General features: G+C 62.6%; 13 protein-coding genes. 4 read left to right on the top strand and 9 right to left on the bottom strand.

Features of this window, described 5'->3' with window-relative positions; translation table 11 throughout:
* Positions 1 to 163: 163 nt before the first annotated feature.
* The 4 genes from GA615_RS23070 to GA615_RS23055 all read right to left on the bottom strand — a co-directional run bounded on the left by GA615_RS23070 (position 164) and on the right by GA615_RS23055 (position 3726).
* Positions 164 to 589 carry a hypothetical protein gene (locus tag GA615_RS23070; protein WP_152053689.1) on the bottom strand — a complete coding sequence of 142 codons (426 nt, stop codon included), beginning with the start codon at positions 587 to 589 and terminating at the stop codon, positions 164 to 166.
* A 169-nt stretch (positions 590 to 758) separates the two neighbouring features.
* Positions 759 to 2003 (bottom strand): FG-GAP repeat domain-containing protein, encoded by a 1245-nt coding sequence (locus GA615_RS23065; protein WP_152053688.1) that lies wholly within the window; start codon positions 2001 to 2003, stop codon positions 759 to 761.
* A gap of 5 nt (positions 2004 to 2008) precedes the next feature.
* Positions 2009 to 2914, bottom strand: a complete 906-nt coding sequence (locus tag GA615_RS23060; RefSeq protein ID WP_152053687.1) for a hypothetical protein — start codon at positions 2912 to 2914, stop codon at positions 2009 to 2011.
* A gap of 125 nt (positions 2915 to 3039) precedes the next feature.
* Entirely contained in the window at positions 3040 to 3726 is a 687-nt protein-coding gene (locus GA615_RS23055; protein WP_152053686.1) for an HAD family hydrolase, read from the bottom strand.
* A 268-nt stretch (positions 3727 to 3994) separates the two neighbouring features.
* Between GA615_RS23055 and GA615_RS23050 the strand changes: the two genes are divergently transcribed.
* Positions 3995 to 5101 (top strand): pyridoxal phosphate-dependent aminotransferase, encoded by a 1107-nt coding sequence (locus GA615_RS23050; protein WP_235905632.1) that lies wholly within the window; start codon positions 3995 to 3997, stop codon positions 5099 to 5101.
* 27 nt (positions 5102 to 5128) lie between these two features.
* Here GA615_RS23050 and GA615_RS23045 read toward each other — a convergent pair whose 3' ends face one another.
* The 5 genes from GA615_RS23045 to mutY form a co-directional block, all read right to left on the bottom strand.
* Positions 5129 to 5521 carry a hypothetical protein gene (locus GA615_RS23045; RefSeq protein WP_152053684.1) on the bottom strand — a complete coding sequence of 131 codons (393 nt, stop codon included), beginning with the start codon at positions 5519 to 5521 and terminating at the stop codon, positions 5129 to 5131.
* 109 nt (positions 5522 to 5630) lie between these two features.
* Positions 5631 to 6407, bottom strand: coding sequence for a ThuA domain-containing protein (locus GA615_RS23040; RefSeq protein ID WP_152053683.1), 777 nt, complete (start codon positions 6405 to 6407; stop codon positions 5631 to 5633).
* A 188-nt stretch (positions 6408 to 6595) separates the two neighbouring features.
* The gene (locus GA615_RS23035; RefSeq protein ID WP_152053682.1) at positions 6596 to 8317 is read right to left on the bottom strand and encodes a serine/threonine-protein kinase; all 1722 of its coding nucleotides are present in this window, start codon (positions 8315 to 8317) and stop codon (positions 6596 to 6598) included.
* A 68-nt stretch (positions 8318 to 8385) separates the two neighbouring features.
* Positions 8386 to 9048 (bottom strand): ECF-type sigma factor, encoded by a 663-nt coding sequence (locus GA615_RS23030; RefSeq protein ID WP_152053681.1) that lies wholly within the window; start codon positions 9046 to 9048, stop codon positions 8386 to 8388.
* 112 nt (positions 9049 to 9160) lie between these two features.
* Positions 9161 to 10381: an A/G-specific adenine glycosylase gene (gene mutY / locus GA615_RS23025; RefSeq protein WP_152053680.1), complete on the bottom strand. Its 1221-nt coding sequence runs from the start codon at positions 10379 to 10381 to the stop codon at positions 9161 to 9163.
* 471 nt (positions 10382 to 10852) lie between these two features.
* Here mutY and GA615_RS23020 point away from each other — a divergent pair, with 471 nt between their 5' ends.
* The 3 genes from GA615_RS23020 (at position 10853) to GA615_RS23010 (ending at position 12388) form a co-directional block, all read left to right on the top strand.
* Positions 10853 to 11218, top strand: coding sequence for a hypothetical protein (locus GA615_RS23020; protein ID WP_152053679.1), 366 nt, complete (start codon positions 10853 to 10855; stop codon positions 11216 to 11218).
* A gap of 61 nt (positions 11219 to 11279) precedes the next feature.
* A complete protein-coding gene (locus GA615_RS23015) occupies positions 11280 to 11900 on the top strand; it encodes a sigma-70 family RNA polymerase sigma factor (protein ID WP_152053678.1) in 621 nt (206 codons plus the stop codon).
* A 161-nt stretch (positions 11901 to 12061) separates the two neighbouring features.
* Positions 12062 to 12388 carry a hypothetical protein gene (locus tag GA615_RS23010; RefSeq protein ID WP_152053677.1) on the top strand — a complete coding sequence of 109 codons (327 nt, stop codon included), beginning with the start codon at positions 12062 to 12064 and terminating at the stop codon, positions 12386 to 12388.
* Positions 12389 to 12470: the final 82 nt, after the last annotated feature.

Below are 12470 nucleotides of genomic sequence, written 5' to 3'. Positions count from 1 at the left end.
GTTTGCGCGCTAGGCTTCGTTGCTGATCTCTGGCTGGAGAATGCCTTTCCAGGTCGGTGTCTCTGAGGCGCCGTGGATTGTCGATCCGGTTGGGTGGGTTGGTGGTTCTCTTTGAGTTGAAGACACCCCGGACCGTGTGGGGAGTCCGGGGTGCCGAGCAGGATTAGTTCTCGCGGTTGCTTCCGCTGCCGAGGAGAGCGGGGCGGCTGGCGGCGCGGATCTGGTCGAGGAGTTTCCGCTGTGCTTCCGTCAGGACGGAGACGCATTCGTCCATCTCTTTTTGGGAGAGCATCTCAATCCGGGCTTTCAGTTCGGCGATCTCTGACTGATAGCGCCCGCGGATAATGTAGATGTCTTCACGTTGCTGGTTGGAGAGGCCCACCTTGCCAAAGTTGCTTGGTACGCGACGGTATGGCGGGTAGGTTTTGGGTGCTTCGGCTGTCGGTTGGTCGTCGCCGGCGTCTGCGGCAGCGGGTGCGGCGGGGGTGGCTGGTTTGGGCGTGTCTTCCTGAGCCTGGGCCGTTGCGCCCGCGAGGGCCGTGGCGCACGCAATGGTGAACATCGAGACGATCGGGCGGCTTCGCAACATCGTTCAGAGTCCTCAAATTCTACGAGGATCAAGAGGTGTGGAGATGGCTCTGGCACTCAGGATCATCGTTCGCCATCGAACCTCAATGATCGCACTGAGGCACCCATGAGCCATTTCTGAATGTAATCGAGCCGTGATTGCATTGCAACGTGTCTCGTGCTCATCCGGATCAGGGGTGGGACGAGGCTGAGGTGGAGGCCGGACGGGGGCGATACCAGATCACGTTTTGAGAGGTCCCTCCGATGGCGACGATGTCGGGAATCCCATCCTGATTGAGGTCTCCTCCTCGAAGATCCTGGGCGGCGATGGTGGAGTCGAGGATGGTTCGCTGCCACGTCTTGCCATCGAAGTGGTAGACCGAGACTCGATGATTCGTTCCGCGATGGCCGGCGAAAACCTCGTCGATCCCGTCTCCGTTGACATCAGCAAGCCAGAGTGCATGACCATCATCGAGGGAGTCGTCGAGGATGGTTCGAGGACCGATCTGGTCGGGCTGATGACCCACAGTGGTCAGCGCGGCGCGTGGGATGGTCGAAATGGCCACGTTCGATCCGTGCCAGGGCTCGATGGTGGCAAGCAAGGCGTGATCTGATCCGAAGTGTCCGAGATGAATCTCGCTGGCACCTCGGGCGGGGGGAGTCCCGGAGGCCCCTGGAGTCAGCCGAACACTGAGCCAGGTGTGAGGAGATTCGGGATCGACGACTTCGGCACGTCGGTGCAAGGAGACGCCAAGATTGCTGGCGGAGAGAATGGAATCGCGGTGATTTTCGGGAAGGCGGACGACGGCGATGGCGTGCATGACGGGAGCGAGGGCAACGGACTCGGGTTTGGGGCGATTGGCTCCGATGGTGAACGAGGGGAACACCATGAGCCGAGCCGAGTCTTCCTGAAAGGCGGGAGGAGTGGAATCGGGTCCGAAGATGGGAGCCACGATCAGGTCGAGGCGTCCGTCGCCACGAGTGTCGCCCCATCGGAGGCGGTGGATGCTGGGGACTTCGGCGATCGTCTGAAAGGACCACTTGTCATCGGGGGACGCGCCCGGCCGCGCGAGCCCGAGTTTGCCGCGAGTGGGTTCTCGCATGGCGAAGTCGTAGGCGATGGCAACCTCGGCACGACCGTCGCCATCGAGGTCGGTGGTCGCCGAGGAGATGATGCCAGGCGTCTGATCGGGACCGGTGATGATGCGTTTCTGCCATGATGGGTTTTCGTACCAGGCGCAGGTGCCGCCACCGAGGGCGATGATATCGGGCCGTGTGTCGCCGTTGACATCGGCGACCTCAACCTGATAGCCACCGGGGAACGTGTCGTCGATCACGATGCGTTTGAACGAGGGGAGGGGGGACGGGGGGGCGGCCTCGTCGTCGCCAGGGAACGGGTTCAAGAGCATCAGGGAAAGCATCGTGAAGGGACGCATTGTGGTTAGCCTTCCAGGTCGGAGGAGGGGGCGTCGAGGTCGGATGCCTTCAGGCCCCAGTGGTCGGGAACGCCGGCAGTGTCTTCGGGACGAACACGCAACTGGTTGACATCGAGTTCACCCTTGAGGTCGACCTCGACAAGCTTGAGGCGGTTTTCGAGCAGTTTGACCTGTTTCTCAAGAAGGTTCAGTCGTGTTTCGGCCTCGTCGGCACGTTTGGGTCGGGGGACCTCGGGGTAGTTGAGCTGGCGCTGAAGGGCGGAGAAGAGGTAGAGGGGATCTCGCCCGTGGTTGGCTCGGGCGATCTTGCCTTCTTTCTCCCCGAAAAGGATGGGAAATTTGGGAGTGAAGTTGGGGTCGCGCCGTCGCATTTGAGTGACGAGGAATTCTGATCGAGAGTAAATTAAGTCGGCAAAATCGACATCTCCCAACCGTGAATTTAACAGCAAAATGTAATCGCTCCAAGACTCGTCATAGAAGGGGTCGGCGGCCATGGCATCGAGGCCACCGGCGTAACCGAGGCGGTTGCGGCTGATCGCCTCGAACTGGTAGACGAACAGGCCGGCAGGGGTGGGTTCGGCGGCGCGGTAGTTGGCCTCGCGTTCAAGGACGAGGAGTGCTTGATCCATGGGAAATCGGTTGTACGAGTCTTCTTCTGCCTTGGTGATCACATAGGTTTGAAATGGAGCGAAGTAGTGGCCCAGTTGCTTCATGGCCGGACTCATGAGGCCACTGACCTTGACCTCAGAGTACATGAAGCCAACGGCCATGGGGAGCCGGGTGGTGGAGAGTAGCTCCTCACCGATTCGAGAGAGGACATCTTGAGAGGGGATACCGTCGAGCACCCGTTCTCGGAAGGCACGAAAGAAGTAGGCCTGCTCGATGTATTCCTCGCGGTCGAGCACGGGCATGGGAGAGCCTCGGGGAGGAATGAAGGAAGGGCTCCGGAACTCGCGTCCGGAGGGAAGGGTCAAAATGCTGTGTGATCAATGAGCGTTTTATCAGAAAGGTGTTGAATGTGGATCAACGCTTTCCGTTAGGGTTTCGGAAGGGGCTCATCGTTCTGGTGCAACGCGTCGAGCAGGGCAAGAAAATCAGGAACATTCGAACACGTGTGGTCAGGCGATTCGGCGACGAGACGCTCGGGGCGGAAGGCGGCCCAGGTGACGGCACAGGTGAGAGCCCCCGCGGCTCGGCCGGCGCGAACGTCGGCCGGGCTGTCGCCGACCATGAGAATCCGTCGGGGTTCGACCTGGAGCAGATGAGCGGCTCGATAGAGGCCGTCGGGGTCGGGTTTGGGGCGTTCGACATCGTCTCCGGAGATGAGGCAGTCGATCCGATCGACAAGCCCGAGCGTGGAAAGGGAGAATTGAGCGGCGCGGCGGCCCTTGCCGGTGAACACGCCAACTTTCCAGCCGAGGCTTCGAGCCCGATCGATGACGGCGGGGATCCCGTCAAAGAGTCGGACCATGCGTTCATGTTCCTGTTCATAATGGAAAAAGAAGCGGTCGAGGGCCTCGTCGAGCCGTTCCTCGGGGGCAAAGAGGCCCAGGCAGGCCCGTTCGGCGGGGCCGAAGCTGGCCTCAACCTCATCGTCGGTCGGGAGGGGATCGGTCCAGGGGGAGAGAGCGTGGCGGAAGGCGTCGAAGATCAACGGGAGCGTGTCGGCCATCGTGCCGTCGAAGTCGAGCAGCAGGGCGCGGGGCGACTCGGGGAAGGTCATGAGTGTGTCCGACAGAAGCACAGGATGACGGAGGTTCTCGGAAATCGTCATTGTATCGCATGGGCCGAGGCTTGCCGATGCCGGTGAACTCGCACGAGGGCGTCGAGTCCGATAGAGTCAAAGGGAGTCGAGGGTTCAGGGCCAACCGGGGCCCCAGGCTCGAATCAAGGCGGAACGGCTCGGGATGGCATCGGGGTTCGATGCCTCGTGGGGCCATCATTGAGGTGGGAGGAGGGGAGTCGTGAACGACGGTTGGATAGCAGATCGGATGACGAAGATTGAGGCATCGGGCATTCGAAAGGCCTTTGAAATGGCCAAACAGATGACCGATCCCATCAACCTTTCCATCGGTCTCCCGGACTTCGACGTACCGGATGTCATCAAGGACGCGGCCTGCGAGGCGATTCGAGCGGGACGCAACGCGTACACCGTGACCATGGGAGATCCCGGGTTGCGGGGGGAACTGCAACAGATTGTCCAGGATCAGTACGGCCACGCCGACCGTCAGGTCATGGTGACCTCAGGCACGGCGGGAGGGCTCTTGCTGGCGATCTGCTGCGCGGTGAATCCGGGAGACGAGGTGATCGTCTTTGACCCGTATTTCGTGATGTATCCGAACCTTGTTGCCCTGGCCGGTGGGACAACGGTCCTGGTTGACACGTATCCGAGCTTCGGAGTTCCGATCGATCGGGTCGAGGCGGCCATCACGGCGAAGACGAAGGCGATCATCGTCAATAGCCCGGGAAACCCAAGCGGAGTGGTCGTTCCGCCGGAGGAGCTGAAGGCCCTCGCCGAGCTATGTCGGGAGCGGGGGATCTTGCTGATCAGTGATGAAGTCTACAAGGCGTTTTGTTATGACGAGTCATTCCATTCGCCGGCGGAATGGAATGAGGATGTCCTGGTGGTCGACGGATTTAGTAAAACCTATGGGATGACCGGCTGGCGGCTCGGGTTCGCACACGGACCAGGACGCTTGATGCAGGAGATGGCCAAGCTTCAGCAATTCTCGTTCGTGTGTGCCCCGACCCCGTTGCAGCACGCGGTGGTGGGGGCATCGGCCCTGGACCTGACCGCACAGATCGACGCCTACCGGCGCAAGCGGGATCGTGTGGTTGAGGTGCTTTCCGGAAGGTACGAACTTGCTCGACCCACCGGGGCGTTCTATGCCTTTCCGAAGGTGCCCGAGGGTTGGCCGTCGGCGACATCGCTCGTCGAGGAGGCGATCCGGCGCAACCTGCTCATCATTCCGGGGAACGTGTTCAGCAAGGTCGATACGCATGTCCGCATCTCATATGCGGTTGATGACGCGGTACTGGAGCGAGGGCTTGAGGTGCTGCGATCGCTGGCCGAGGAACGACGGGAGACGACCGTCTGAGAGGTTCGTCTCCAACGGGCGGGGCACTCACTGATCGGAGAGGGGGGCGTCTGGTTCGTCCGGAGGATCCTGCTGGAGGCGCCGGAGCATCCGGCCGCGTTTGCGAGGCAGGCGAACGCGGCCGAACTCGGGCATGCGCGGTTCGAAAAGCGGCCACGTCAGGACGGTCAGGCAGGTGGACTCCTGAAAGATGGCCACGAGCATCCGGCCTCGGTGCAGGGCGAGGGCAGCAACCGCGCCGTTCTCAGGATTCCGGCCGAGCCGCCGGGTGCGGGCCAGGGCGGTTCGGAGTGCCCCCTCGGCCTCGGGTTCGGGAACGTGGAACCGCTCGATGAAGCGTTCGATTGCGTGGCGGGTCAGGCGAGCCTGGCTGTAGTCGCGCTGACCCTTTGGGGGAGGGGGAGGAGGAGCATCGCTCATGGCCTTGCCGTCTCCTCGGAGGGTGATCGAACGATCGGATTGGCTGCCAGTCGACCACCCGACCAGATCGGGTGGTCGTTCGGTCAGATCAGACCAGGAGACGTCGAGGTCAGTCCTGGACCTCTCCCGTGGCGGCCCACTCGACACCGCGTCGCATCCATTCCTGATAGTGCGGGTTTGAGATGGCGGTGGGATCGTGGCCGAGCACGTTGTTGTACACTCGGCCCTGGCCAAAGGTGTTGACCCAGATCACTGGCTCATCCTTGCCGGTTCCGCGCGGCAGGTCGGGGTCGGAATAGGCGGTGGCGAGGACGACGTTTCCGTCAACCATGAGAGAGTTTTGATACAGTTCGTCGATCGTATGATCGAACGATGCCGGGAGCCCTCGGGAGATCGGGTGGTCAACGTCCGTCTGCTTGACGGTGAACTCGTGCTTGGGGCCGTGGAATCCCTGGCTGCGCCAGCCACCGGCAATCATGCGCTCATATTCGGCCCAGTTTGGATCGGCGAAAGCGCTGGAGGCGAAGTGGTAGACGACCAGGCCGGTGCCACTCTTGACGGCGTTGAGCAGGGCCTCCTTGTTCTCGTCGGTCCACTCGGTTTCGGAGGTGGCGTTGTCGGTCTGACGATAATTGAGGAGCAAAACGTCATACTTGGAAAGGTTGTCTTCGGTCAGATCCTTGGCGGGCGTGGTGGTCACATCGACCTTGATCCGGCCACCTTCTTCGAGGAAGTCCTTGATAATGGGTGTGGTTTCCTGCCAGGCGTGGCCGCGATGGTCGCCCGTGATGATCAGGCACGAGATCGAATCGTCCTGAGCCAGGGCGGGTTTGGCCGCGGCAAGGGCGAACAGGCTGAAGCAGACGAGGGCGAAGCGTCGAGTCATTGGTGGTCAACTCCCAGTCTCGATCGATCGTTCGGGTCTTGAGAACTCGCCATCGGCCGACCCCCGGCCGAGGCCCCTTTGATTCCGAGTCGATCGTCGATCCCCAGCCTATCGCTTGATCGGCCGCGATGCGACGGGGAGGCGACGAGCTTCGAAGGGGAATCGAAGGTGACGTGAGGATGGAGGCGTCACCGAGGGTCGGGGCGGCGTTCGTAGAATCGGCTGAGGGACCAGAGCCGTCGGACCTGATGCGAGACGATCATCGCGGTCACCAGCAGCGACGCAACCACAATATTGAGAAAGACGTTGGGTTGAGGGCCGTTGAGGATGAGATGTTCGAACCAGATCAAGGCATAGCCGAGCGAGGCCAGTCCTGCCGTCAGCCAGACCAGCCAGTGGCGGGACCAGAGCCCCGAGGCGACGACCAGCATGGGATAGCCGATCACCAAGCCACTATCGGCGGCATCGAGCAGGCGGAGCGCGAGGGTCAGCGCGGTCACGTCGACGACGATCCAGGCGGGCCAGAGGCGTTCGGGACGCTCCGATCGACGGGCGACGGTTTGAATGAGGATGGCGGAGGCCATCCAGAGCAGTTCGAGGCTCGTGATCTGAAGGTGCAAGAGAGGCTTGCGTTCGGCCGGGGCATGGGCAAGGTAATTGGCCTGGGTGAGCAGCGTGATACTGCCGATCGCGACCAGGCGGAAGACCAGTTCCGGCTCACGACGAGCCCAGCGCCGGAGCCGGCCGAGCGGGCCGACCCGGCCGGCAGATATCGGTTCGCCTCGGAGGAAGTGTTCCAGGTCTTCGGCCACCGCCTTGGCCGAGGGATAGCGGCGCTCGGGGTCGATTTCCAGGCAGCGAAGGCAGATGGCTTCCAGAGCTCGGGGGACACCGGGATTGAGCCGACGGGGGGGATCAGGTTCTCGCTCGCTGATTTGAACGAGCGTTTCCATCGGAGAGTCGGCCCGGTGAGGAGGACGGCCGGTGAGCATGGCGTAGAGGATCGCTCCCAGACCATAGACATCGGTGCGAGCGTCGATCGGTCCGGCCTGGGCCTGTTCGGGGGCCATGTACTCCAGGGTGCCGACGATGGCTTCGGGACGGGTCAGACCCTCTTCCGATCCGGGACCAAGACACTTGACCAGCCCGAAATCGGTGATGTACGGCGTCCGCTGCTCGATCGGGGTGTCGGCATCGCCGTCAAGCAGGATGTTGCCGGGCTTCAGATCACGGTGGACGAACTCGAGTTGGTGGGCGTGGTGGACGGCTCGGGCGATTTGAAGGAGCAGATCCGCCACCACTCTGGGCTGCTCGCGCAAGAGCGGGATGACCCGGGAAAGATTCCCCCCTTCGATCAGCTCCATGCTGAAGTAGTGCTCGCCGTGCGAGCAGCCGACGTCGAAGATCCGGACAATGTTCGGGTGCCGCAAACCGGCCACCGCCTCGGCCTCGATCCGAAACCGTCGGGCCTCGTCGTCGGTCGCCAGCCGACCAACCCTCATGACCTTTAACGCAACCAGGCGGTTGAGACCCTTCTGCCGGGCCCGATAGATGACCCCCATCCCCCCCCGACCGAGTTCGTCGAGGAGTTCATATCCGGCGATCGACATGGGCTGGGTTACGCAAAAGGCCTCGGCGACGAGGGAGGCCTCGGCCGGGAACCGAGATCGGTAGTCTGCTTCGACCGGCTTCTCACCACGCTCGCGGCGCAGTTCCACCTCCAGGGCAATCAATTCTTGAAGCAATACGCGGCGCTCGTGGCCCTCGACTGCGGCCAGAAACGATTCCATCGAGGGGCGGCATCCGGATCGCCAGTCCGCCTCGAATCGCTCGCAGGCATCGTTGACGAACCGCGCGCGATCAATCGAGAGGGTCGGTTCCGGATGGAGCTGGGTTTCCGCGTTGCTCATCAGAATGTCCTATGGGATTCATGTGGCTTATTCGGCATTTCAAAGCAGCAGAACCTTCAACACAAAGTTCACTCAGGTTCAATTTCATCGTCGAGATCTGCCGAGCGGTGCGATTCCCAGATCTTGCGGATCAGGTCGAGCCGTCGGGCGACGGTGCGGCGGGCGCAGCCGAGACGATCGGCGATCTCGTCGTTGGTCAGACCTTCCAGACGCCAGACGGCGACGTGGCGGAGATCGTCGTCACCGAGTTGGTCGAGCAAGAGTTCATACGCCTCGGCGACCATGGCCGCGAACTCGGGAGATGGTTCAGAACCGGCGAGCTGGTCGAGCAACAGGCGGTCGTCGTCGGCCCCGGGGCTCTGAACGGTGTCGAGGCGCAGGTATTCGCCCCCGCGTTTCTGAGCCCGCCGGCGCTGGGCCTGCGCTCCGGCCTTGCGAGCGGTGATGACGACCAGGAGCCTCCAGAGGTCGTCTCGATCGCCGAGCAAAGGGAATCGGCCCCGGGCGGCTCCGGCGCAGAAACTGTCGAAGGCGCTCAGGGCGGCGTCTTCCTCGTCCTCGTCGGCTCCTCGGCGACGGCTGGAGGCAAGTTTCTGTCGGGCCAGGCGGACCAGCCGATCGAAGTAGCGTTCCCAGAGGGGCTGAGCGGCCTCGGGGTCGCCGGCCTTTAACTGGCCGATCCATTGGGAGACCGACCCGCGATCGTCGTCGCTGGGGGGGATGGACGTCATGAGCCTCGCCTCTGGGTCGATTCGATCGGCAAGCCTTTGAGAGCCGCGCTGCCGATCGGGTGTGATCCACGTATTCTCGTCCGATGACACGGACGGGTCCAGGGAGTTCTTGTCAGGATGACGAGGGGGGCTTGGGAGCAGGTCCTATGAACGCTTCGGGATGCGAGGAGGCCCAGAGGGACAGACGACGGGTCGCCCCGGTGCGGGGCAGGGCGTCGAGTTCGGCAGTCGAGAGCCAGGCAACGGCCGAAAGGCCAGGGCCGGGGGTCGGGGAGCCGTCGATCGGGGTTGCGGCAATCGCTGACAGGCTGACGCGATGCTTGGTCACGGCGTATCGGATGGTCTGCACGGGCGGGCCGAGTGCCAGGGACACGCCCGTCAGGGTGCGAACGCGGTGGTCGAGCGGATCGGTGAGCCCTTCGCCGGAGCCCCGGCCGGCGGGATCGACCCCGGATTGATGAACGGTCGGGAACTCCCAGAAGCCTTCCCAGAGGCTCCCCGCAGCACGCTGGACGACCAGGAACCGGCCCTGAGCGTCGATGGCCAGCACGCACGTTTCCGCCACCTCAAGCGGCGGCGTCGGCGTCGAGCGTTTCGGCAAGTCGTCCTGAAGCCCGTGACGGCGGGCGAGGCAGGCATCGGCGACCGGGCAGGCCAGGCATCGGGGGGATCGGGGGGTGCAGACGGTCGCGCCGAGGTCCATGATTGCCTGATTAAACCGGCCGGCGTCATCCGGGGGGACGAGCCGGGCGGCGGCCTGCCAGAGCCGGGTCTGGGAGGTTGGGGAGCGGAGGTCGTCGGCCCATCGGAGCCATCGGGCGAGGACGCGCTGGCTGTTCGCCTCCAGAATCGGCTCGGGCAGGTCGAAGGCGATCGAGGCAACGGCGCCGGCGATGTAGCGTCCGACGCCGGGAAGCCGCCGCAGTGCGTCGGGGTCGCCGGGGACCTGGCCATCATGTTGCTCGACGATCGCCCGAGCCGCCTGGTGAAGCAAGCGGGCCCTTCGGTAGTAGCCGAGCCCCTCCCAGGCCTTGAGTACGTCGGCCTCGTCGGCCGAGGCGAGGGCCTCGGGGGTCGGGAACCGGGTCAGGAACCGCTCGAAGAACGGGCCGGCGGCGGCGACGGTGGTCTGAACGAGCATGACCTCGGCGACGAGGACCTTGTAAGGGTCGCGGTCGCGTCTCCAGGGCAGGTCAGCGCGGCCTTCGCGGTCGTACCAGTCGAGCAGGGCCCGACGGACGGTCACAAGCCAGGAGGGATCGAGGTCGGGAGCCAGGTTCTCCGAACCGCTCGATTCCGGTTTGGAGCGTTGGTTTTGTTGTGATCGGCGCATCAAGACAAATCCCTGTTTTCGGAACTTCACGTCAAACGCTTCTCATCCGAGACCGAACGCCTGCGGCAGTGTTCAGGTCGGGCGGTAGTCCGGGGGAGTGTCAGGCGAGTGGAAGGGTGGGAAAAAACGGGTCCAGATGCGGATATGGCAAAATTCGACGATCAATCGGATTTTTCTGAAGACGGGGCGGTGTCTGTGTCGTAAATCTCAGGTACAGGACGTGATGAGTCATCGTGGAAAGAGCCAAAAAAAGACAAGATTTGGAAAATCGTCCAGAAACCGGCAATAAAAAGCAGCTAATCGGCAAACTTTTCCTTGACGGCCCAGATTCTGGGGTCATAGTTGAGGTGCAGGGAGGTGAGCGTTCGGGCGGGCGGCCGAAGCGGACTCGATGACGAGCGCACGAGTTGGCCGCTGTGTCCCGAGGGAGTTTGCCGAAGCTGGCAACAGATCTCACCGGAACATTCCACGATGGTATTCTCCATGACCGACTCGCTCTCCGGCAATGCGACTGCCGGCGAGGTGGGGCGCTTGTTTGGCCTCGATGTCGAGGCAAGACCTGATCACGCTCCCGTGACCGATTTCCGGCGGCTGGTCCGCTTGGTCCATGATAATGAGCGGCTCCTGGCGGAGCTGGAAACCGTTCGAACGAAGATCCGGCAGGCCTGGGTTTACTTGTCGGAACCAGGGAGCAATCCGGCCCTGGCGATGACACACCTGGAACGGCTTCGGATGAAGCGTTCGGCATTGCTGGCGCACCTCAGGTCCAACCGCATTGAAGCGCGGATTCTGATGGGCAAGGCACTGCCGAACGATGAATCCATTGAATTAAATTAATTGCAACATGTTTCTCGTCCTGAGACTTCAACTTGGCACATTCTACTGACGGAGAGACGCCGTGTACCAGGAGAAACCCCGCAAGCAACGCCCTCCGCTGACGGAAGATCAGCAGCGGCTGGCTGTGAAGTACTTGCCGATGGCCCGATCCTTGGCCCGACCGTTCAAGGATCAGTTCCCCGACATCTGGGAGGAGTTCGAGTCGGCGGCCTGCCTGGCCCTGGTCGAGGCGGCCCGAGCATTCGAACCGAGTCGAGCCGTGAAATTCTCGACCTTCGCCCGGCAACGGATCTCGGGAGGTCTGCGAGACGTGCGCCGCGAGCGCATTCTGCGAAGCCGGAACGAATGCCAGTTGGCCGACGGAGCCGAAAGCGGCTATTCGATGATCGCCGAGTTCCCCGGTCAAGGGGAGCCGATCGGCGCCGAGATGGAGGCTGTTGAGGCCGTCGAAACCTGGCTGAAGAAGCTCCCTCGCCAGCATGCCGAGACCTGCCGGATGATCTATCTGGAAGAGAAGACCCACGCCGAGGTGGCTGAACGGCTGGGGTTCTCTCCGTCTCGAATCACCTACATCCACCTTGAGGCGCTGGCGATTCTTGGTGGGACCTGGACGCCGGGCTCCCGCCCGCTTCCGCCCGCCCCCCGACGACGCGGACGACCCCGTCGGGCCATTGTTGCCTGAGGATCGAAGGTTCTTGTTTCCAGGCCGGTCGCAAGGCGCGACGGTTGGGATCGCTGTCTGAGCACGTTTTCGGTTTTTCAAAAACGCTTTCGAATAAACGTCGAACGTACCTGGATTTTCAGACCTGGTTTCGATCATCTTGGAAGACAAAGGACAAAACCATGTTGGTCTTGAAGCGCAAAGAGGGTCAGTGGGTCGAGATCATTCACCGCTCTGGAGACGTGATCCGGCTTCGTGTTTACGACATTCAGGCTGCCGCCGGGGTGCCCAGCCGTACCAATCTCGCCTTCGACGACGCCGCGAGGAACTTTGAAATCCGACGACCCGAGCGACGGATGCCCACGCCGAAACCGGAGGCGACCGAACACCCCGAGCCCGAGGTTGAACCCCCGCTGGTCCTTGTCGCGGAAGCCGCGGTTGCCATCGATCCCGAATTGGGATTGAGTCACGAAGGAGCCATGCAGGAGGTTACGATCGAAACCCACTGATCTCGGTTCAAGTCCTCTCGATCATTCCAACCCGTCTCTCAACCACAGACCCCCGCATCGACCCGGAACCGGGACGGTGCGG

It is taken from the genome of Tautonia marina, from assembly GCF_009177065.1.
Classification (GTDB): domain Bacteria; phylum Planctomycetota; class Planctomycetia; order Isosphaerales; family Isosphaeraceae; genus Tautonia; species Tautonia marina.
The sequence above is the reverse complement of the archived record's forward strand: the minus strand, read 5'-3'. Positions and strand labels throughout refer to the sequence as shown.

Excerpts from the sequence above, each read along its gene's own strand:
- GA615_RS23070 (WP_152053689.1), bottom strand. The coding sequence starts at position 589 with ATGTTGCGAAGCCGCCCGATCGTCTCGATGTTCACCATTGCGTGCGCC.
- GA615_RS23065 (WP_152053688.1), bottom strand. The coding sequence starts at position 2,003 with ATGCGTCCCTTCACGATGCTTTCCCTGATGCTCTTGAACCCGTTCCCT.
- GA615_RS23060 (WP_152053687.1), bottom strand. The coding sequence starts at position 2,914 with ATGCCCGTGCTCGACCGCGAGGAATACATCGAGCAGGCCTACTTCTTT.
- GA615_RS23055 (WP_152053686.1), bottom strand. The coding sequence starts at position 3,726 with ATGACCTTCCCCGAGTCGCCCCGCGCCCTGCTGCTCGACTTCGACGGC.
- GA615_RS23050 (WP_235905632.1), top strand. The coding sequence starts at position 3,995 with ATGACGAAGATTGAGGCATCGGGCATTCGAAAGGCCTTTGAAATGGCC.
- GA615_RS23045 (WP_152053684.1), bottom strand. The coding sequence starts at position 5,521 with ATGAGCGATGCTCCTCCTCCCCCTCCCCCAAAGGGTCAGCGCGACTAC.
- GA615_RS23040 (WP_152053683.1), bottom strand. The coding sequence starts at position 6,407 with ATGACTCGACGCTTCGCCCTCGTCTGCTTCAGCCTGTTCGCCCTTGCC.
- GA615_RS23035 (WP_152053682.1), bottom strand. The coding sequence starts at position 8,317 with ATGAGCAACGCGGAAACCCAGCTCCATCCGGAACCGACCCTCTCGATT.
- GA615_RS23030 (WP_152053681.1), bottom strand. The coding sequence starts at position 9,048 with ATGACGTCCATCCCCCCCAGCGACGACGATCGCGGGTCGGTCTCCCAA.
- mutY (WP_152053680.1), bottom strand. The coding sequence starts at position 10,381 with ATGCGCCGATCACAACAAAACCAACGCTCCAAACCGGAATCGAGCGGT.
- GA615_RS23020 (WP_152053679.1), top strand. The coding sequence starts at position 10,853 with ATGGTATTCTCCATGACCGACTCGCTCTCCGGCAATGCGACTGCCGGC.
- GA615_RS23010 (WP_152053677.1), top strand. The coding sequence starts at position 12,062 with ATGTTGGTCTTGAAGCGCAAAGAGGGTCAGTGGGTCGAGATCATTCAC.